15 protein-coding genes are annotated in these 20,855 nt (G+C 72.9%); 8 read left to right on the forward strand and 7 right to left on the reverse strand.

Annotated elements, in window-relative coordinates:
• The first annotated feature begins 29 nt into the window (after positions 1–29).
• Positions 30–1,256 (forward strand): ROK family transcriptional regulator, encoded by a 1,227-nt coding sequence (locus GD970_RS10200; RefSeq protein WP_152202779.1) that lies wholly within the window; start codon positions 30–32, stop codon positions 1,254–1,256.
• A 200-nt stretch (positions 1,257–1,456) separates the two neighbouring features.
• On the opposite strand, the gene GD970_RS10205 is transcribed toward GD970_RS10200, so the two are convergent.
• Positions 1,457–2,371 carry a sugar phosphate isomerase/epimerase family protein gene (locus tag GD970_RS10205; protein WP_152202780.1) on the reverse strand — a complete coding sequence of 305 codons (915 nt, stop codon included), beginning with the start codon at positions 2,369–2,371 and terminating at the stop codon, positions 1,457–1,459.
• Positions 2,372–2,571: 200 nt separating this feature from the next.
• Complete coding sequence (locus GD970_RS10210) at positions 2,572–5,913, reverse strand: PQQ-dependent sugar dehydrogenase (RefSeq protein WP_152202781.1); 3,342 nt, start codon at positions 5,911–5,913, stop codon at positions 2,572–2,574.
• 757 nt (positions 5,914–6,670) lie between these two features.
• On the opposite strand from GD970_RS10210, the gene GD970_RS10215 reads away from it, so the two are divergent.
• The 3 genes from GD970_RS10215 (at position 6,671) to GD970_RS10225 (ending at position 14,034) form a co-directional block, all read left to right on the forward strand.
• Positions 6,671–7,723 (forward strand): multicopper oxidase domain-containing protein, encoded by a 1,053-nt coding sequence (locus GD970_RS10215; protein WP_152202782.1) that lies wholly within the window; start codon positions 6,671–6,673, stop codon positions 7,721–7,723.
• Positions 7,724–7,733: 10 nt separating this feature from the next.
• Positions 7,734–11,702 carry a ThuA domain-containing protein gene (locus GD970_RS10220; protein WP_152202783.1) on the forward strand — a complete coding sequence of 1,323 codons (3,969 nt, stop codon included), beginning with the start codon at positions 7,734–7,736 and terminating at the stop codon, positions 11,700–11,702.
• A 175-nt stretch (positions 11,703–11,877) separates the two neighbouring features.
• Positions 11,878–14,034 carry an OmpL47-type beta-barrel domain-containing protein gene (locus tag GD970_RS10225; protein ID WP_152202784.1) on the forward strand — a complete coding sequence of 719 codons (2,157 nt, stop codon included), beginning with the start codon at positions 11,878–11,880 and terminating at the stop codon, positions 14,032–14,034.
• Positions 14,035–14,153: 119 nt separating this feature from the next.
• Here GD970_RS10225 and GD970_RS21615 read toward each other — a convergent pair whose 3' ends face one another.
• A complete protein-coding gene (locus GD970_RS21615; protein ID WP_170297245.1) occupies positions 14,154–14,315 on the reverse strand; it encodes a hypothetical protein in 162 nt (53 codons plus the stop codon).
• Positions 14,315–15,091 (reverse strand): class E sortase, encoded by a 777-nt coding sequence (locus tag GD970_RS10230; RefSeq protein ID WP_152202785.1) that lies wholly within the window; start codon positions 15,089–15,091, stop codon positions 14,315–14,317. Before GD970_RS10230 ends, GD970_RS21615 begins: the two co-directional genes overlap by 1 nt.
• A gap of 384 nt (positions 15,092–15,475) precedes the next feature.
• Here GD970_RS10230 and GD970_RS22670 point away from each other — a divergent pair, with 384 nt between their 5' ends.
• From GD970_RS22670 to GD970_RS10250, 4 genes are all read left to right on the forward strand, one after another.
• Positions 15,476–15,976 carry a GNAT family N-acetyltransferase gene (locus GD970_RS22670; RefSeq protein WP_405002575.1) on the forward strand — a complete coding sequence of 167 codons (501 nt, stop codon included), beginning with the start codon at positions 15,476–15,478 and terminating at the stop codon, positions 15,974–15,976.
• Between the two features lie 228 nt (positions 15,977–16,204).
• Entirely contained in the window at positions 16,205–16,972 is a 768-nt protein-coding gene (locus tag GD970_RS10240) for a hypothetical protein (RefSeq protein ID WP_152202787.1), read from the forward strand.
• Between the two features lie 100 nt (positions 16,973–17,072).
• Positions 17,073–17,276, forward strand: a complete 204-nt coding sequence (locus GD970_RS10245) for a cold-shock protein (RefSeq protein WP_152202788.1) — start codon at positions 17,073–17,075, stop codon at positions 17,274–17,276.
• 174 nt (positions 17,277–17,450) lie between these two features.
• Complete coding sequence (locus GD970_RS10250) at positions 17,451–18,476, forward strand: M14 family zinc carboxypeptidase (protein WP_226925268.1); 1,026 nt, start codon at positions 17,451–17,453, stop codon at positions 18,474–18,476.
• A 130-nt stretch (positions 18,477–18,606) separates the two neighbouring features.
• Here GD970_RS10250 and GD970_RS10255 read toward each other — a convergent pair whose 3' ends face one another.
• From GD970_RS10255 to GD970_RS10265, 3 genes are all read right to left on the reverse strand, one after another.
• A complete protein-coding gene (locus GD970_RS10255) occupies positions 18,607–18,834 on the reverse strand; it encodes a hypothetical protein (protein ID WP_152202790.1) in 228 nt (75 codons plus the stop codon).
• A gap of 108 nt (positions 18,835–18,942) precedes the next feature.
• Positions 18,943–20,295, reverse strand: a complete 1,353-nt coding sequence (locus GD970_RS10260) for an MFS transporter (protein ID WP_152202791.1) — start codon at positions 20,293–20,295, stop codon at positions 18,943–18,945.
• A complete protein-coding gene (locus GD970_RS10265; RefSeq protein WP_152202792.1) occupies positions 20,292–20,738 on the reverse strand; it encodes a MarR family winged helix-turn-helix transcriptional regulator in 447 nt (148 codons plus the stop codon). The genes GD970_RS10260 and GD970_RS10265 overlap by 4 nt, the downstream gene beginning before the upstream one ends.
• Positions 20,739–20,855: the final 117 nt, after the last annotated feature.

The raw sequence follows: 20,855 nt of genomic DNA on the forward strand, positions 1-20,855 counted from the left end.
TCCGGAAGACACCGTGGTTTACTCCTGCTATGGCGATTGCTTCAGCCAAACCACCAACCTTGGCGCCCCGTAGCGACCCGCGCCGCCCCGCCGATGTCCGCCCGAACACCGCGGGCAGCCTGTTCCAGCTCCTGCGTGACGGTCAGCCGCGCACGCGCGCGGACCTGGCGGCGATCACGGGGCTCGCCCGCTCGACGGTCGCCGCGCGCATCGAGGACCTCCTCGCCGCCGGTCTGCTCGCGCCCACCGGGGAGGCAGCCTCCACCGGTGGACGCCCGCCCGCGACCTTCGCGTTCAACCCGGCCGCCCGCATCGTCGTCGCCGTCGACCTCGGCGTCAGCCACGCCCGCGTCGCGGTGACCGACCTGGGCGGGCACGTCCTCGCCGAGGACACCTTCGAGCTGGCCATCGCCGACGGGCCGGAGCCGGTCCTCGGCCGCGTCGTCGACGTCGCCCGCGCCCTCGTGCGCGAGGTGGGCCGCCCGGAGGCCGACGTCGTCGGCATGGGGGTCGGCCTGCCCGGCCCGGTCGAGCACGCCTCCGGGCGGCCGACGAGCCCGCCGATCATGCCCGGCTGGGACGGGTACGACGTGCCGGGCCGGCTCGGCGAGGCCTTCCCCATCCCGATCCTGGTCGACAACGACGTCAACATCATGGCGCTGGGCGAGCACGAGGCCGTCTGGCCCGACGTCGACGACCTGCTCTACGTCAAGATCGCCACCGGCATCGGCGCCGGCATCATCAGCGACGGCACGATCCAGCGCGGGGCACAGGGCGCCGCCGGGGACCTCGGTCACATCGCCGTGCCCGGCGGGGCGGAGGTGCCGTGCCGGTGCGGCAACTTCGGCTGCCTCGAGGCGATCGCCGGCGGGCCCGCCGTGGCCGCCGCGCTGCGCGAGAAGGGCCTGGAGGTGGCCTCCAACGCGGCGCTGGTCGAGCTCGTCCGCTCCGGGAACCTGGAGGCGACCCTCGCGCTGCGGCAGGCCGGCCGGGAGATCGGCGCGGTGCTCGCCACGTGCGTGAACCTGCTCAACCCGTCGGTGATCGTCATCGGCGGGGCCGTCGCGGAGGCGGGCGAGCACCTGCTGGCCGGTATCCGCGAGGTCGTCTACACCCGCTCCCTGCCGCTGGCCACGCAGCACCTGCGCATCGTCGCCTCCCGCACCGCCGGCCGGGCCGGGGTGCTCGGCGCGGCCGCCATGGTGACCCAGCACGTGCTCTCCGCCGAGCAGATCAACGCCCTGGTCGGGGACTGACACGGGTGCGCTGAGGGCCCTCACCGGACGGTGAGGGCCCTCAGCGCGCTCGACGGCCCGTCCACGCGTGCGACAGCGCCTTCCCACGCGGTCCACGGCACCTGCCACGCGCACGACGGCGGCGCATGCGGGCGCGTCCCCACGCACGACGGCGGCGGCGCCGGTGCCCCCCAGCACCGGCGCCGCCGCCGTCCCCGCGGTCAGTACCGCAGCGTGGTGAGGTAGTCGAAGCTCTCCTGGGCGAAGTCGCGGCCGTCGGGCGCGAGGTCGTACTCGACGGTGTAGAACCGCACCTTGCCGTGGGCCGCCTGGAGGATGGCCTCCCAGTCGAGCTCGCCGTCACCGACGTTGGCGAAGGTCGCGCGCTTGTCGCCGTTGAGGAAGCCGTCCTTGATGTGGAGCAGCTCGATGCGGTCGCCGTAGCGCTCGAGCAGGTCGACGACGTCGACGCCGGCGTCGGCCGCCCACAGCACGTCGACCTCGAAGGTGACGTACCGGGGGTCGGTGTTGTCGGCGATGATCTCCCAGGCCGGCTTCAGCTCCCCGGTCTCGGGCACGACGTACGTGGTCGTGAACTCCTGCTGGTGGTTGTGGCCGAAGATCTTGTGCAGACCCTGCTGCTTCGCGGCCTTGCCCAGCCGGTTGAGGGTCTCGGCGGTCTTCAGGACGTTCTCGTAGCTGCCGATGCCGGGCGAGGCGAAGCCGCCGGAGCCGACGTAGTGCTGCCCGATGGTCTTGGAGTACGCCAGGGTCTGGTCCCAGGTGGCCTCGTTCGTGCTGTTGTGGGACGCGGAGGCCTTGAGGCCGTACTGCTTGAGCAGGGCCGCGAACTCCTCGGCGGTGTAGCCGCTGAAGTTGCCGCTGTAGGGCTCGATGTTCTTGTACCCCATGGCCGACAGCTCGGCGAGGACCTGCTCGAGGCCGACCTGGTTGACCCACGGGATGAGGCTGTACATCTGGATCGAGACCTTGCTGGCCGGGACGCTGCGGCCGGCGTGGTCGGGGGTGTGAGGCCCCGGCGTGGCCGAGGCGGCGGAGGCGGTGGCGACCAGGGCGCCGGCGGCGAGGGCGGCGGCGGCCACCCGGCGGGTGTGGCGGGACCGGAATGACGACATCGGTGAACTCCCTTGTTGTCCGTGCGGTTGAGGGGACCGGCGCGATGCGCCGGGGCGTGCGGGGCGGACGGTGGGCCCGCCCGGTGATGGGGCGGAGGGCCCGCCCGGTGATGGGGCGGAGGGCCCGCCCAGGGGGTGAGCGGCGGGCGTCCGCCCGCCGCGCCGGGAGGGCGGGGCCCGAAGGCCCCGCCCTCGCGCCGTCAGCTCAGCGCGGCGATCACCGCCTTGGCGTCGCGCACGAGGACCTCGTGGCCGGCCTTGTCGGCGAACCGCTCGAGGGCGCCCACGGCCTGGGCGGCGCGGCCGGCGGCCAGGTGCCGCTCGGCCTGGTCGAGCTGGGCGGTCAGCGGCTTGACGGCGCCGACCTCCCCGCGCTCGGCCAGGAGCCCGAGCAGGGCCCGGACGTCGGCGAGGGACGTCGTCGTCGTGAAGGTCACGGCGGTCTCGGCGGTGTTGCCCGCCGCGTCCGTCGCGGTCGCGACGACGGTGTGCTCGCCGAGGTCGAGCGTCCACAGCTCCAGGGCGTCGGTGACCGGCGCCCCGTCCACCGTCAGCGTCGTGGCGGCGACGCCGGAGGTGGCGTCCTCGGCGGCCGCGGCCGGGCGCAGGACGCCCGAGTCGCCGAGCTCGGCGCCGTCCTCGACCCCGCTGATGCTCACCACGGGGGCGGCGGCGTCGATCCGGACGCTCAGCGCGATCGGCTCGGAGACGTTGCCCGCGCCGTCGGTCGCCCGGACGAGGGCGGTGTGCTCGCCGTCGCCGCTGATGGCGAAGGTGCCGTAGGTGGACACCGGCTGCCAGGTCTTCCCGCCGTCGAGGGAGTAGGCCCGCTCGGTGACGGTGCCGTCGTCCACCGCCGTGACCGAGACGGTCACGTCGGCGGTGTACCAGCCGTTCTCGCCGGTCGGCTGCGCCGGGTCGAGGGTCGCCTGGACGACCGGGGCGAGCGTGTCCGGCACGTCGCCGGTGCCGACGCCGGCGCCCACGAACCGCAGGTAGTCCAGGTCGACGCCGCCGGTGGAGGTGACGTAGAGGGTGTCCGACCCCTCGGGGGCGTCCGCCAGGGTGGCGGCGGCCTGCTGCCACCCCTCGCCGCCGCCGAACGCGAGCTCGGCGAAGGGCGCGGCGTCCGCGGCGCCCCAGCGCAGCTGGATGCCGCCCTTGCCCTGGGCCTGGCCGATCACCGAGTCGACGCCGACGAGGTTCGCCGGGTCGTAGGCGAGGTAGTCGCCCTCGTCGAAGGAGACGACCTTGCGCAGCCCGCTCGCGGACGCGTCGTCGACGACCTCGACGCCCTCGAGCCGGTCGGCCCACTCGGCCTCCTGCGTCTTGGGGTTGAACAGGAGCGTGGCCTCGCCCTGGGCGGGCGGGATGTCGCCGTGGCCGGCGTCGGTGTAGGTCACCACGAGGGTGCCGTAGATGTTCTCGGTCTCGCCGTGCTCCTGGGCGTCGGCCGGGGTGCGGATCGAGAAGGAGCAGCCCGTGCCCGAGGTGAGCGGGTGGGCGTGCTCGTCGTGGCCCAGGCCGAAGGTCCAGGAGACCCGCCTGCAGTCCGGGCTGGTGCCGTCCTCGGGGTCGTCGACGGACACGTTGACGCGGACCGTCTGGCCCCAGTCGAAGAAGGCCCCCTGCGGCACGTCCAGGCTCACGGTCGGCGCGACGTTGCCGACGGTGATGGCCCGGCTGGTCAGGGCGAAGCGGCCGCCGGCGTCGGTGACCCGCAGGCGGGCGGTGTACTGGCCGGTCTCCGTGTAGGTGTGGGAGGCGGTCACGCCGGTGGCGTCGAAGGTGCCGTCACCGTCGAAGTCCCACTCGTAGGTCAGCGCGTCACCCTCGGGGTCACGCGAGCCGGAGGCGTCGAAGTCGACCACCAGCGGGGCGTCGCTGGAGGAGATCGCCGAGGCGGTGAAGCGCGCCTGCGGCGTCTTGTTGCCGGCGGCGAAGTCGACCCGGTACAGGCCGGCGTCGGGGTTCTGACGGAAGAACCCGTCGCCGTACTCCAGGACGTACAGCGAGCCGTCCGGCCCGAACTCCATGTCCATGACGTTGTCCCAGATGGGCTGCGCCACGTTGTTCAGGTGCGCGTTGGGCAGGAAGTTCTCGATGTGGGTGACTTCGCCGTCGTTGGCCAGGTCCGAGGTGAACGCGGCGACGTAGTCCTGGGAGAACTCCGCGAAGAAGGACTTCCCGTCCCAGTACTCCGGGAACTTCGACGTCGAGGGGTTCTCGGCGTCGTAGCGGTAGACCGGGCCGCCCATGGGCCCCTGGCCCCTGCCGCTGCCGAAGGCGGTCAGCTCGGGCCAGGGCTGGTGGTCGTCGTCGTCGCCGTACCACAGCTGCGGGGCGGTGGCCGGCGGCAGCTCGCGCAGACCGGTGTTCCAGCGCGAGTTGTTCTCGGCGCCGGCGTCGCAGTCGAAGAACTCCCGGGGCGTGCCGGTCGCGAAGTCCCACTCGTTGTAGTTGGCGTTCGGGCCGTGGCAGAAGGGCCAGCCGCCGTTGATCGGCTTGGTGGTCGACTGCCACTCCACGTAGCCCATCGGGCCGCGCTGCGGGTCAGGGACGGCGGAGTCCGGGCCGTAGTCGCCCCACACCAGCGCGCCGCTCTGGGCGTCGTAGTCGATGCGGAAGGGGTTGCGCACCCCCATGACGTAGATCTCCGGGCGGGTGCCCTCCGTGCCCTCGGGGAACAGGTTCCCCGCCGGAATGGTGTAGGAGCCGTCCGCCTGGACGCTGATCCGCAGGATCTTGCCGCGCAGGTCGTTGGTGTTGCCGGGGCCGCGGCGGGCGTCCAGGCCCGGGTTCATCCCGGGGGCGTCGTTGTTGGGCGCGAACCCGTTGGCGCCGGGGGTGCCGGCGGGGGTGTTGTCACCCGTGGACAGGAACAGGTTGCCGTCGGCGTCCCAGGCGATGTCAGCCCCGACGTGGCAGCACTGCCCGCGCTGGGCCTCGACCTTGATGATCTTCTGCTCGGTGCTCAGGTCCAGCGTGCCGCTCTCGGCGTCCCACTGGAACCGGGAGAGCTGGTTGTACCCCAGCCACTGGTTCCAGTACTCCTCGGTCTCCCCCGCGGGCAGGCTGTTGGGCGCGCTGCCGGCCGGCGTCGTCCGCGGGTAGGGCACCCCGGAGCTGGAGACGCCGTCCATCACCACCGGCGCGTAGACGAGGTAGACCCAGCCGTTCTCGGCGAAGTTCGGGTCGAGGGCGACGGTCTGCAGGCCGTCCTCGGAGTTGCGGTACACGTCGAGCGTCGCGGCGACGCGCGTGGTTCCGGTGGCCGGGTCGGTGAGCCGGACGACGCCGTCGCGGGCGGTGTGCAGCACCTTGCCGTCCGGCATGACGGCGAGGTCGATGGGCTCGCCGGTGTTCTTGGTGAGCAGGATCTTCTCGTAGTTGTCCCAGTCGAGGGCGACGTCGGCCCCCGGCTCGCTGCCGTGGTCGATGCCGCCGTGCGCGGCGGCCGGGACGGTGACGGCACCGGAGAGCGCCACGAGGCCCGCGAGAAGCAGGGCTCGCGAGCGCGTCGGGCGCGCAGGTCTTCTCATGCGTTGGTTCCCCCTGTCGGTCGGCCCCGCCGCCCGCCGTCGTCGGCGGGCCGTGCGGGGTCGGCGTGAGCTGCTGCGACAGCCGTCCGGCGGCGGCTCGCCGGCCCCGGGCCTCTCCCGGTGGGTTCCCGGGTACCCCGGGGCGCCGGCCCCCCTCCCCGGGCCGGTGGCGGCAATTGCGGACCACCTTGTCCTGTCGCTTGCCGGGAACGTAACGGGGACATCTGTCGTCCGTCAAGCATAAGTCCGGAGTATGGGCAGCCAAAGACCCGCGACGGGCGTCAGTTGCGGTCCCGCAACGGCCTGACGGGCCGTCCCGGCGCCCGCCCGAGCGGCCGGATCGTCCCACCGCCGGGGCCTCGGCGGCACCTTCCCGCACTAACTCACCCGTGCCGCGCCGCGGGGGGCACTTGAACCGTCACGCTTTTACGGATCGAGATAGATCTTTTGCTTGACGATCAACAGAAGGGGGCCTACTGTCGCCATCGTTCCAGACGATGACGTCCGGTCCATCGATACGGCCAGCCCGTGAGGCTGACCGGCCCTCCCCCTCGCGATGGTCCGGACCGCGCGCGCCGACGACGGCCCGTGCGGCGTCGTCCCGACACCAGGGGGAGCTCGATGACGACGACCAGGCGTGCCGGTCGTGTCCTCTTCCACGCCCCCGTGCCAGGGCGGAGCCGCCTCGCCGACGAGGCGCCCGCCGTACCGCAGTCGCCGCCGCGGCGTCGGGCCGGGCGGCCCTGAAGGGAGACCCATGACCGCACCAGCTGCCCCCGGCCCGCTCCGGAGGGCGATCTCGCGCCGCTCGATGATGAGAGGAGCGGCCCTCGGCGTCGTCGCGCCCGCGGCGGCGGCCGCGATCGGCGCGCCCGCCGTGGCCAACCCCGGCAAGGGCCAGGGGGCCGGGCAGGGCGGGGAGACGCGCCGCATCACCATGTACGCCGAGAAGCTGCCCGGCGGGATGGTCGGCTACGGGCTCGCCCCCGGGAAGGCGACCGTCCCGGGGCCCGTCCTGGAGATGTGGGAGGGCGACACCCTCGAGATCGAGCTGGTCAACACCACCGACCAGCGGCTCTCGATCCACCCCCACGGCGTCCTCTACAGCACCGACTCCGACGGCAGCCCGTTCAACGCCTCGTTCAACGAGCCGGGCGAGACACGCACGTACGTGTGGCGCTCCCGCGCGCCCTTCCGGTCCGACGGGCTGTGGATGCCCGGCAGCGCCGGCTACTGGCACTACCACGACCACGCCATGGGCACCGACCACGGCACGGGCGGGCTGCGCGCGGGTCTGTACGGCGCCCTGGTGGTGCGCCGCAAGGGCGACCCGCTCCCCGACCGCCAGTTCACCGTCGTGTTCAACGACATGACGATCAACAACAAGGTGGCCCCCGACACCCCGATGTTCGAGGCCAACCTCGGCGAGCGGGTGGAGTTCATCGCCATCGGGCACGGCAACACCTTCCACACCTTCCACCTGCACGCCCACCGGTGGGCCAACAACCGGACCGGCATCCTCGAGGGCCCGAACGACCCGAGCCAGGTCATCGACAACCGGGACCTCAACCCCGGCGACTCCTTCGGCTTCCAGGTCCTGGCCGGCGAGGGCGTCGGGCCCGGGGCGTGGATGTACCACTGCCACGTCCAGTTCCACTCCGACGGCGGGATGGCCGGGATCTTCCTGGTGCGCAACGCCGACGGCAGCCTCCCCGAGGGCGCGCAGGAGGCCATCGACGGCTTCCACGGCGGCGCACACGGGCACCACGCGGCCGGCGACGCCGGCTCGGCAGGACCCACCCACGAGTGAAGGAGGACTGATGCGACGAGATCGTGCAGGGGGCCACGTCCGGCCCCTCTGGCTGCGCCGCTCCTTGGCGCTGGCCACCGGCGGGACGCTCGCGCTGGGGCTGGCCGCCCCGGCCGTCGGCGCACCACCGGCCGGCCCACAGCCCGACGCCGCCGGCGGCGCGCCCGCCGTGCTGGTGTTCCACGGCGCGCCCGACCAGCAGGAGGACCCGGTCGCCCGGGCCGCCCAGACCATCGAGGAGCTCGGCGCCGACCACGGCCTCGCCGTCGAGACCACCACCGACCCCGCCACGTTCACCGCGGAGAACCTCGACCGCTACCGCGGCGTCGTCTTCCTCTCCGCCGAGGGCACCGCTCTGAGCGCCGGGCAGGAGGCGGCGCTCAAGGGGTTCGTCAACGACGGCGGGGGTTTCCTCGGCGTGCGGGACGCGGCCCGGGCCCAGGAGCGCTCGGAGTGGTTCACCGGGCTCATCGGCACCCGCCCGGCCGGCAACCTGCCCGAGCCCGAGAAGGTCGCCGAGGTCACCGCCAGCGGTAACAACCCGCCCAACGAGGTCGCGGCCAAGCTCGTCGACGGCGACCCGCGCACCAAGTGGCTCACCTTCACCCCCACCGCCACCATCACGCTGCGCCTGGCCGAGGCCGTCCCCGTCACCCGGTACGCGCTGACCTCCGCCAACGACGCCGCCGGCCGGGACCCGCAGGACTGGACCCTGCAGGGCTCCGCGGACGGCAAGACCTGGGTGGACCTCGACAAGCGCACCGGCGAGGACTTCCCCGACCGGTTCCAGACACTGGACTACACCTTCGAGAACGACCAGGCCTACGCGCACTACCGCCTGGTCATCTCCCGCAACGCCGGGGACGGCCTCACCCAGCTCGCCGAGCTGCAGCTCTTCGGCGCCGCCGCCACCACCGAGCCCGAGCCGGAGATCACCGTGCAGAAGACGATCGTCGACGTCGTCGACCGTCAGCACCCGGCCACCAAGGACCTGCCGCTGAACTGGGAGCGCTCGGACCGCTGGATCAACTGGGACCCCAACCCGGTGGGCCAGGTGCACACCGTCGCGCAGATCCGCGAGAACCTCTACGACGCCGGCAAGGGCGCCAACGGCCCGTTCCACCCCGTCTCCTGGTGCCGGGACTACGACGGCGGCCGCTCCTTCTACACCGGCATGGGCGGCACCGCCGACAGCTACGGCGAGGACGGCTTCCGCACCCACCTGCTCGGCGCGCTGCAGTGGACCACCGGCCTCGTGCGCGGTGACTGCCAGGCCACCATCGCGGCGAACTACACCACCGAGCGGCTCACCGCGACCAACGCCTCGGGCAAGCTCGACCAGATCGGCGAGCCGCACGGCCTGACCGTCGCTCCCGACGGCACCGTGTTCTACGTCGGCAAGGCCGCGTGCCCGAGCGGGCCGGTCCCGTCGTGGGACGACCCCGACGTCGGCCTCGGCTGCGGCACCATCCACCAGTGGGACCCCAAGACGGGCAAGGTCACGCTGCTGACCACCCTCGACGTCATGGGCAACCGCGGCAGCGGCGACGAGCTGGTGAAGAACGAGGAGGGCCTGCTCGGCATCGTGCCCGACCCCGACTTCGCCGAGAACCACTGGATCTACGTCTACTGGATGCCCCACGAGTCCATCGACCGGGAGAAGCGCACCGGCCAGCGGACCGTCTCGCGCTTCACCTACGACCCGGCCGGTCCCACTATCGACCAGGCCAGTCGCGTGGACCTGCTGAGCTGGACCACGCAGATCCACAGCTGCTGCCACGCCGGCGGCGGCATGGCGTTCGACGACGCGGGCAACCTGTACATCGGCTCCGGCGACAGCAACTCCTCCGGCGGCTCCCAGGGCTACTCGGGGAACAACTGGACGAAGGAGTACGCCGGCCTGTCCTTCCAGGACGCCCGCCGCACCTCGGGCAACACCAACGACCTCAACGGCAAGATCCTGCGGATCCACCCCGAGGACGACGGCAGCTACACCATCCCCGAGGGCAACCTGTTCCCCGAGTCCGAGGACCCGGGCGACAAGACCCGCCCGGAGATCTACGTCATGGGCGTGCGCAACATCGCCCGCCTCCAGGTCGACGCCGACACCGACTGGCTCACCGCCGGGTGGGTGGGGCCCGACGCCGGCGCCCCGAGCCCGGAGCTCGGCCCGGCCAAGTACGAGACCGCCACGATCATCACCTCGGCGGGCAACCAGGGCTGGCCCTTCTGCATGGGCAACCGGCAGCCTTACCGCGACCGCAGCGACACCGACGCCAGCGTGCTCACCGGCTGGTACGACTGCGACAACCTCAAGAACACCTCGCCGCGCAACACCGGCCTGGTGGACCTGCCGCCCGCCCGGGACAACATGATCTGGTACTCCCCCGACGGTGGCGGCCCGGTCTTCCCGCTGCGGGAGGACGGGGTGCCCACCTACGAGAAGGCGGACGCCACCTATACCCAGCCGTGGTACCGCGGCGGCGGCCAGGCGATCATGTCCGGGCCCACCTACCGCGCCTCCCAGGTGAACAAGGACAGCAACGTCGCCTGGCCGTCGTACTGGGAGGGCAAGTGGCTGATCGGCGACCAGTCCAACGCCAACAACCGCGTGGCGGTCACCGTCGACCCCGACAAGGTCGAGGAGCAGGGCCCGCCCGCCTTCGCCGAGGACCTGCGCCAGATCATCCGCGGGGGCAACGGCAACGACCGGCTGCAGAGCTGGATGGACGCCGAGTTCGGCCCGGACGGGGCGCTGTACCTGCTCGACTACGCCGGCGGGTTCTTCAGCCTGCACCCCAACCAGAAGCTGCTGCGGGTGACCTACCAGGGCGGACCGGCCAGCCCGGCCCCCACCGCCACGGCCACCAGCCTGCAGCACCGGCCGCTGACGGTGGCCTTCACCGGTGAGCGGTCCGGCGGGGTCACCTACGCGTGGGACTTCGGCGACGGCGCGACCTCCACCGAGGCGAACCCGCGCCACACCTACGCCAAGGTCGGCACCTACAGCGCCACGCTGACGGTGACCTACGCCGACGGCGAGAAGGCGTCCACGACCACCAAGGTCACGATCGCCTGCCCGACACCGGACGCCCGCAAGACCGTCTGGCTCGGCGACACCGACACCGGGGTGGCCAACCACGACCTGGGTGGCTGCACGGTCAACGACCTCATCGACGACGAGGGCACGTGGGCCAACCACGGCGAGTTCGTGACCCACGTCAACGACGTCATCGGCCCGCTCGTGGCCGACGGCGTGATCAGCGGCAAGGACAAGGGGAAGATCACCAGCGCCGCCGCCAGGTCCGACATCGGCAAGAAGGGCCACGCCGGCTACCAGTCCCTCTTCGACGGGACCGCCGCGTCCCTGGCGGGGTGGACCCAGGCACCGGGCGGCCACTTCGAGCTCCAGCCGGACGGCACGCTGCTCTCCCGCGGCGGCCTCGGGATGCTCTGGTACTCGGGCAAGGAGTTCGGGGACTTCTCCCTCAAGCTCCAGTTCCGCGACGTCTCGCCGGAGGGACGCCACGCCAACAGCGGCGTCTTCGCCCGCTTCCCCGACCCGCGCACCCCGGCCGACCAGCGGCCCGAGTGCGCCACGCAGGGCGCGGCGCGGGACTCGCAGGCCTGGGTGGCGATCTACTGCGGCCACGAGATCCAGATCTACGACGGCGCGACCGGCGAGCCGCAGAAGACCGGCTCGATCTACAACTTCGACCCCGTGGGGCTGAAGGACGCCGGCGTGACCGCCAAGGGCGAGTGGAACGACTACGAGGTCCGCGTCGTCGGACAGCGCTACACGATCATCCGTAACGGCGAGGTCATCAACGAGTTCGACAACGCCAAGGGGATCGCCTCGTCCCGGGCCGGCGACCCGCCGACCGACCTGCGGCAGTTCGCCAGCGGCTTCATCGGGCTGCAGAACCACGGCGACAACGACCGCATGGAGTTCCGCAACATCCGCGTGCAGGAGCTCTGAGCCCTGGGGGTGGGCCGGTGCGCGTCGGCAGCCGGCCGACGCGCACCGGCCCGCCCCGCCCCCGACCCGTTCCGGGTCCTCACCCGTCCACGGCCCCCTCCGGGCCTGACCGTCCACGGCCCGCCCCGGGCCTCATCGACACGGCCCGCCTCGGGCCCCCATCGGAAGGCACACGATGTCCCACAGAACCTCACCGGCCCGCCGCCGTCGCGGCGCGGCCGTCCGGCTCGCCATCTCCTCGGTCGCCGCGATCACCGCGGTCGGGCTGGTGCCCGGCACCGCCTCGGCCGAGGTCGCCCCCCAGACGCAGGAGGCCGCCCAGACGGCCGCCGAACAGGTGCTGACCTGGACCGCCGGCGACAGCATGACCGAGTACACCTCCGCCCCGACGGAGGCCACGGCCGGGCCCGCCACCATCGTCTTCGAGACCAGCCTGGCCACCGGCAACACCTTCGGCATGGCGCACACCCTGACGTTCGACACCTCCACGCCGGGGTACAACCACGACGTCGACCTCAACATCGTCGCCAGCCCCTTCGACGCCAACGGCGGCCGCCACGAGGTCGAGGTCACCCTCAGCCCGGGGACCTACCGCTACTTCTGCGCCATCCCCGGCCACGGGATGATGGTCGGCGAGTTCACCGTCACCGGCGGCGGCACCGAGCCCGGCGACACCACGGCGCCGGAGGTCTCGGCCCAGGTCACCGGCGAGCAGGACGCCGACGGCAACTACGTCGGCACCGCGTCGGTGACGCTGGACGCCACCGACGACTCCGGCGTCGAGTCCGTCGAGTACTCCCTCGACGGCGGCGCCTGGACTCCCTACACCCAGCCCGTGGCCGTCACCGCACCGGGCGCGCACACCCTGCGCTACCGGGCCACCGACACCGCCGGCAACACCTCCGAGGCCGCCAGCGTGACCTTCACCGTCGCCGAGCCGGCCCCCGCGGACACCACCGCCCCGGAGGTCAGCGCCCACGTCGCCGGCGAGCAGGACGCCGACGGAAACTACGTCGGCGCCGCCACCATCGCCCTGGAGGCCACCGACGCCTCGGGCGTGGAGAGCGTCGAGTACTCCCTCGACGGCGGGGCCTGGACCCTCTACACCGAGCCGGTCGCCATCACGTCCCCCGGCGCGCACACCCTGCGCTACCGGGCCACCGACACCGCCGGCAACACCTCCGAGGCCGCCAGCGTGACCTTCACCGTCGCCGAGCCAGCCCCCGCGGACACCACCGCCCCGGAGGTCAGCGCCCACGTCGCCGGCGAGCAGGACGCCGACGGAAACTACGTCGGGACCGTCACCGTGGCCCTGCACGCCACCGACGACTCCGGCGTCGAGACGGTCGAGTACTCCCTCGACGGCGGGGCCTGGACCCCCTACACCGATCCGGTCGCCATCACGTCCCCCGGCGCGCACACCCTGCGCTACCGGGCCACCGACACCGCCGGCAACACCTCCGAGGCGGCGGAGGTCACCGTGACCGTGGCCGCCGAGCAGCCCGAGCCGGACACCACCGCCCCCGAGGTCACGGTCAGCCTCGGCGGGGACCGGGACGGCGACGGCAGCTTCGTCGGCGCGGCGACCCTCACCCTCGCGGCCACCGACGACTCCGGGGTGGCGAGCATCGAGTACGCCCTCGACCGCGGCGGCTGGACGGCCTACACCGAGCCCATCCGGATCACCGCGCTCGGCAACCACACCGTGCAGTACCGGGCCACCGACACTGCGGGCAACACCTCCGCCGTCGCCTCCGTGACGCTCACGGTCGTGGCACCCCAGCCGGACGACACCACCGCCCCCGAGGTGAGCGCCACCGTCAAGGGGCAGAAGGACGGCGAGGCCTACGTGGGCACGGCGACCGTCGTCCTCGACGCCACCGACGCCTCCGGCGTCGCGTCGATCGAGTACGACCTCGACGGCGCGGGTTGGGCCGCGTACACCGGGCCGGTCGCGGTCACCGAGCCCGGCGCGCACACCCTGCGCTACCGCGCCACCGACACCGCGGGCAACACCTCCGCTCCGGCGTCGATCGCCTTCGAGGTGGTCGACGGCGAGCCCGGCCCCGGCGAGCCGGACGCCTGCCCGGACTCCGACGGGCTCGAGACGGTCGTCATCGGCGGCCACGACACCACGGTGGCCAACGTCGACACCGGCGACGGGTGCACGATCGGCGACCTGATCGCCGCCGACGGCGAGTACCGCAACCACGGCAAGTTCGTCTCGCACGTGGCGAAGGTGACCGGCGACCTCCTCGAGCGCGAGATCATCTCCGCCGTGGAGAAGGGCCGCATCCAGAGCGCGGCCGCCCGCTCCGACATCGGCAAGTAGCACCGGCACGGGACCCGGGGCCGCGGCACGCCACCGCGGACCCGGGTCCCGTCGTCTGCGCCGGGGTCTTTGCCCGGCCCTGCCGAGAGAGGCCCCGCAGCGTGGCGACTCGGGCGCCGCTACTCCCTCACCGTCGTGGCGTCCAGCAGGCCGGCGGTGTCGGCCAGCGCCGGGAACACCCAGGTGAACAACGCCGCGACGACCGCGAGCGCGAGCAGCACGGCCTCGAGCGCCTTGAGCCAGCGCGGCCCGGGCAGGAGCCGCCAGATCGCCGCGTACATCAGTTCCCCTCCAGCAGCTCGGCCGGCATGCCCTCGGCGCGCGGGTACCACTCGGTCAGCTCGCCGTGCGTGATCCACCGCTGCGCCACGCTCCACAGCGGGTGGCAGGTGGTCAGCGTGATGGTCCGGGCGGTCGGCTCTGCCCCCGGCTCGCCGGGCACCGGCGCGATGACGTCGACCTCGTCGGGAGTGACGACGTAGCTCTCGGTCACCCGGTACACCAGCCACGCATCCGCCGTCTCGACGATGAGCGGGTCGCCCGGCTGCAGCTTGTCGACGCCGTGGAAGGCGGCGCCGTAGGTCTGCCGGTGTGCCGCCAGGGCGAAGTTGCCCACGTCCCCGGGCATGGCCGTGCCCGGGTAGTGCCCGGCCGCGCCGGTGTTGAGCACCTGGCGCAGGCCGACGCCCTCGGCAATGGCCACCTCGTAGTCGCCGCCCCAGCGGGGCACGTGCAGCGTGGCAAACCCCTGGCCCTCGGCCGCGGGGGCCACGGTGGGCGGCGGGTCCGTCCGGGGCTGCGCCGTCACCTCGACCGCCGGGGCGGCGTAGCCCTCCTTGATCTGGGCGACGACGGCGTCCTGCTCCCGGTCGGCGACGACGTCGGTCCACCAGACCTGCCATACGACGAACAGGCCGAGCAGCATCCCGGCGGTGAGCAGCAGCTCGCCGAGCACGCCGACCACGCGGGTGGCCGGTCCGGGCCGGCCCGTTCCCGGCCGCCTCGGCCGGTACCGGGTGGCGGACCGGCGGGCGCGCTCGACGTCCTCCGCGGTCATGCCGTTCCCCTCCTCGTGCCGGTCGCACCCGACGCGCTGCGACCCTATTCCCCGCCGCCGGGCGGCGTCCCGGCGTCGTCGGCCCGAACACTCGTTGGTCGATGTCGACCGTCTCGCCGGGCAGGTCCGCGCCACCGGTGCTTGCCAGCCTCCCCGGCCTCGGGCCATGCTCGGCCGTCATCCGCCCGAGACGCCCACGGCCGAAGGAGCCACGTGGTCACGCAGCATGCCGCCCTCGAGATCCACCCGGCTGACGCCGACCGGTGGCCCGACGTCGAGCGCCTCTTCCGGCGCCCCGGCGATCCGCGCAGCTGCTGGTGCGCGTGGTGGCGCCTGCCGGCGTCGGAGTACGGGGCGACGCCGGTGGCTGACCGTCGCGCCCTCATGGCCGACCGGGTGGCCCGGACTCCGGCGCCCGGCCTGCTCGCCTACGCCGGGGGCGTCCCGGCCGGTTGGGTGGCGCTCGCGCCGCGGGGCGAGTACCCGCGCATCCCGCGCTCGACGGTCATCACCTACGAGGACGTGCCCGGCTGCTGGGCGATCACGTGCTTCTACGTCCACCCCGGCCACCGCGGCCGGGGCCTGCTGCAGCCGCTCCTGGCCGCCGCCGTCGAGCACGCCCGCACCCACGGGCGCCCGCCACCTGGAGGCATACCCCGTCGAGCCGGGTCCCGGCCAGTCCGACTCCGGGCTGTTCCGCGGCCCGCTCGGCCTCTTCCTGCAAGCCGGGTTCGTCGAGGTGGGCCGGCGCGGCGGGCGGCCCACGGTGCGGCGGACGCTCGACGGCACGGACGGCTCCGGACGGCCAGCTCCCGACGGCGCCCAGGCCTCCCGGCAGCGAGCGCCCGACGGCGCCCAGGGCCGCGGCACCGACTGAGCCGCTGACCGAAGAGAAGGTACGGCTATCCCGTACGTTCTCTTCGGCCAAGGGGGCATCCGCCTCAACCACGAGGGCACCCGCGGATACGCGGTCGCCCGCAGCAACGGGGCCAACCGGGGGGCCGAGCCACGCGGCGCCGCCCCTGGCCGGAAGTCCGCGCGCCGTTCTGTCACGAAACGCCCAAGGCTGCCGAATGATAGGGCAAGACCAGCCCGGCCACCATCGGAGACAGGATGCTCCCGGCTCGACGTCGCGCCCTCGCGGTGCTCGGCGTGCTCGCGGCGTTACCCCTCGCCGCCTGCTCCGCCGGGGCACCGTCGGTCCTGGTCGCCGACGAGTCCGTGGAGCGCCTGCCGTCCCCGCGCGCCTCCGCGGAGCTCGACGACCCCGCCGCGACGACGCTCGCCGCGCCGTCCGGACAGCTCCCCGAGGCGCGGCCCACCGTGGGCGACGGCGTCCTCATCGAGGGCCTGGGGCTGCTCAGCAGCGCGCAGCACGACGTCGCCTTCGGCACCGTCGTCAACCCCACGGGCGCCGCCGTGCGCGTGACCGTCGACGTGACGACCTACGACGACGCCGGCGTCGTCCTCTCGCAGGACAACACCGCGGAGGTCGAGGTGCCCGCCGCGGACTCGACGCTCTTCGTCGCCGAGGTCATCACCCCGGCGGGCGCCACCGTGGCCCGCATGGACGCCGCCCACTCGGTGGTCTCCCCCGTGTCGGCCTCCGCCGGGCCGACGGCCCCGAGCCCGGCGCTGACGGTCAAGGGCCGCACGATCCACCCCGACCCGCTCAACCCGACGGTGACCGGACGGGTGAGCTCCGCACACCCGGGCGCCCTGGAAGCGGTCCGCGTGATGGCGGTGTGCACGGCCGACGGCGAGCCGGTCGCCGCCGGGTTCGGCCGCGTGCCCAAGGTGCCCGCCCACGGCGACGCCGCCTACGAGGTGATGCTGTACGGCGCCACGCCCGACACCTGTGAGGTCACGGCGACCCGGTGACCGGGGCCACCTCCCGGGACTCTCCCCGCCAATCCCGCCCGATCCGGCCGGTTCCTGCCCTATGTTCCGGGCTGATGGTTCCTGGGAGGGAGGGTGCGAGATGGGCACCGGGACCGTGAAGTGGTTCAACGCCGAGAAGGGCTTCGGCTTCATCAGCCCCGACGACGGCAGCCCGGACGTGTTCGTGCACTACTCGGCGATCATGATGCGGGGGTACCGCACGCTGGAGGACGACCAGAAGGTCGAGTTCGACATCGCGGAGAGCCCCAAGGGCCCGCAGGCGGAGAACGTCCGTCCCGGCTGAGCGGGCTCCGGGCGGACGGCGCGCCATCCCGTGGCGCCGTCGGCCACTTGCTGCCATGACCGCAAGTTGACCGGCTCCAGCCCTGTCCGTGACGCGGGCGCGGTGGTGACGATGGCTGGCATCCCGGACGGCAGCGCCGCCGCCGGGGGCCGTCGACCCGAAGGAGTCCCGCCCGTGAAGAAGACCGCCACCGCGATCACGCTCGCCGCCGCGCTCAGCCTCGGCGCCGCCGCACCGGCCCTGGCCGTCGGCGAGGGCCCTGGCTACAACGGCCACGAGACGGTCAACACCTCGATCCTCACCACCTACGACGAGATGGTCCGCTTCCTGAAGGAGCAGGACGCCAAGCAGGACCGCATGGAGCTCGAGGTGATCGGCCAGACGGTCAAGGGCCGCGACATCCACCTGGTGAAGTACCTCTCCGACCCGGCGAACCCGACGATCCTCTACCTCACCCAGCAGCACGGCAACGAGCAGCTGACCACCGAGGGGGCCCTCGAGTTCATCAAGAGCCTCGGCACGGGCAAGAACGACGGGCTGCTCGACAAGGTCAACGTCCTCATCGTGCCCATGCTCAATGCCGACGGCGCCATGGGCGACGTCGACTTCTCGCTCGACGGCTACCGGGCGTCCGGCGACCGCCACCTCACCCGGTACAACGCCCACGAGATCGATCTCAACCGCGACCACGTCGCCAGGTCCGAGCCCGAGACCCGGGCGCTGCACACCAACGTGCTCGCCACGTACGACATCGACTACGCCATCGACCTGCACCACCAGGGCACCGACCGCGAGGCCGACGGCACGCTCGTCTCCGGCGCGATCCTGTACCCCACCAGCCCCAACGTCTCCCCCGAGGTCGTCGAGCGGTCCAAGCGGATCGGTGCCGTGGTCTACGGCGCGGTGGAGCGCACCGGCTGGGGCCACCTCGGCAAGTACGACGTCGGCGGCAGCTCCGACGCCATCGCCCGCAACGGGCTGGCCGCCCGGTACGGCATCCCGACGCTGCTGTTCGAGATGCGCGGCATGTCCGACCACGAGGACCCCACGCGGGTTATCGGCCAGAAGAGCAACGGCTACCTCATCCGCCAGACCGTCGTGACGCTCGAGGCGACGGCGCGCGCCGTCGCCGACAGGTCGATCGAGACCGCCGACACCTCGGTCTGGGACACCATGCCGGAGCAGCAGAGCCGCCTCTGACGCCGCCGAGACGCCGACGACCGTGCCGGTGGTTGCCCCACCGGCACGGTCGTCCAGGTCGTCGGCAATGCGGTCGTTCGCCACCGGGTGCGGGGCGATGCCTGCGGCACGGCGCCGAGATCGCCCCTGCCTACGGCATCGGCGAGCCGGGGCCGGCGATGTCCCCGCCCTCGCCCTCGGCCTCCAGGTCCGGCCGGCCCTCGCGCTCCGCCTCCGGCGTGTGCGCGACGGAGACGTCCTGGTCCACCGCGTCGTCGTCCCGTGGCTGGGCCTCACCGAGGTTCTCCGCGGCCGACTCGGCCAGGTTCTTCGCCTCGTCGGCCTTCTGGCGGCCGCTGCCCAGCACTGACTCGCTCATGGCACTCCCTCCGGGTCTGGATGGGCCCACCCTGTCCCGGCCCACGAGGCGCCGCAACGCGGGGCGGGTGGGAGGAGACACGAGGCAGGCCCGCGGCACGGCGAGAGCTCAGGCGCTCGCCGTGCGCTGCTGCGCCTCCTCGGCGCCCATGGCAACCTTGGCGAGCTCACGCTCGGCGCGCTCCATCTGGCGGGTGTACCGCTCGCCCGGGCCGACCACGGCGAGGTGCGGGCGGTGCAGCAGGGAGTAGCTCACCCGCACGTGCCAGTGCCGCTGGACCCACACTGCGGCCCCGATCGCCACGAGGATCGAGGCGATCGCGCCGACCCCGACGGACCAGCGCGGCCCCCACTGCTCGGAGATCCAGCCGACGATCGGCGAGCCGATGGGGGTGGAGCCGAGGAAGACCATCATGTACAGGCTCATCACCCGCCCGCGCATGGCCGGCTCGGTGGACATCTGGATGGTGGTGTTGGCCGCCGTCATCATGGTCAGCGAGAACAGCCCCACCGGGATGCACATCAGCGCGTACAGCTCGTAGGTGGGCATGAGCGCCTGGATGCCCATGGCCACCCCGAAGGCCAGGGCGGCGCCGACCACCAGCCGCACCCGCGGGCGCCGGCGCCGGGCCGCCAGCAGGGCCCCGGCGAGGGTGCCCAGCGCCATCACCGAGCCGAGGACGCCGTACTCCCCCGCCCCCTTGCCGAACTCCACGCGCGCCATGGTGGCCGAGGTCAGCTGGAAGTTCAGGCCCAGGGCGCTGACCACGCCGACGACCACGAGGATCACGACGATGTCCGAGCGGCGCCGGACGTACTCCACGCCCGCGCGCACCTGCCCCTTGCCCCGTCCCGCGTGCGGCAGGACCTGCAGCTCCCGCGCCCGCATGAGGGTCAGGGAGAAGATCGTCGCGCCGAAGGAGACGGCGTTGATGATGAAGATCCACCCCGGCCCCACCGCGGCGATGAGCAGCCCGGCCAGGCCCGGGCCGATCAGCCGGGCGGCGTTGAAGGACGTGGAGTTCAGCCCGACGGCGTTGGGCAGGTCCTTGGCGGGGACCATCTCGGCCACGAAGGTCTGGCGCACCGGGTTGTCGAAGGCGGTCACCACGCCCAGGCCCAGGGCGAAGACGTACACGTGCCACAGCTCGGCGACGCCGGTGAGCACGAGGACGCCGAGGCCGGCGGCGAGCAGCCCGAGCGCGGCCTGGGTGGCCACGAGCAGCTTGCGCCGCGGTAGCCGGTCCGCCACCAGTCCCGCGACCGGGCTGAGCAGCAGCATGGGCAGGAACTGCAGGCCGGTGACGATGCCGACGGCGAGGCCGGAGTCCTTCGACAGGACGGTCAGCACCAGCCAGTCCTGCGCCACACGCTGCATCCAGGTGCCGACGTTGGCGACCAGGGCGCCGACGAACCACAGGCGGTAGTTGAAGTACCGCAGCGAGTAGAACGTCCGGGTCATTCCTCCACCACCTTCCGCAGGATCATGGCGGCCTGGGCGACGATCTCCCGTTCCGCCGGCGTGAGCTTGGCGAGCCGCCTGTCCAGCCACGCGTTCCGACGCCGCTTGACCTCCCGGATCAGGTCGCGGCCGGCGTCGGTCACCGCGACGACCACCTGCCGCTTGTCGTCCGGGTGGGCCGCGCGGGTGACCAGCCCCCGCTCCTCCAACGCCGCCACCGTCCGGGTCATCGATGGCCGCTGCACCTTGTCGTGCTCGGCGAGCTGCCCCGGGCTCATGGGACCCAGGTGGCACAGCGCCGAGACCACCGAGTACTGCGCCTCGGTCAGCTGGCCGGACTCGCTGCGGAGCCGGCGCGACAGGCGCAGGACGGCGATGCGCAGGTTGGTCGCCAGGTCGGGGCGGCGCTCGGCGCGGGACGGGGTGGGAGAGGTCTGAGTCATACCGATCGTTAGTCTAAGTCATTAGCATTGCTAATTACTAGGGGTAACGATCGTGAGCCGGCCCACTCGAGGGGTCGCCGCCGGCACCCTCGGCGAGGACGGCGATCCGCTATCCTC

The sequence above is a fragment of the Georgenia thermotolerans genome (genome assembly GCF_009193185.1).
GTDB lineage: Bacteria > Actinomycetota > Actinomycetes > Actinomycetales > Actinomycetaceae > Georgenia > Georgenia thermotolerans.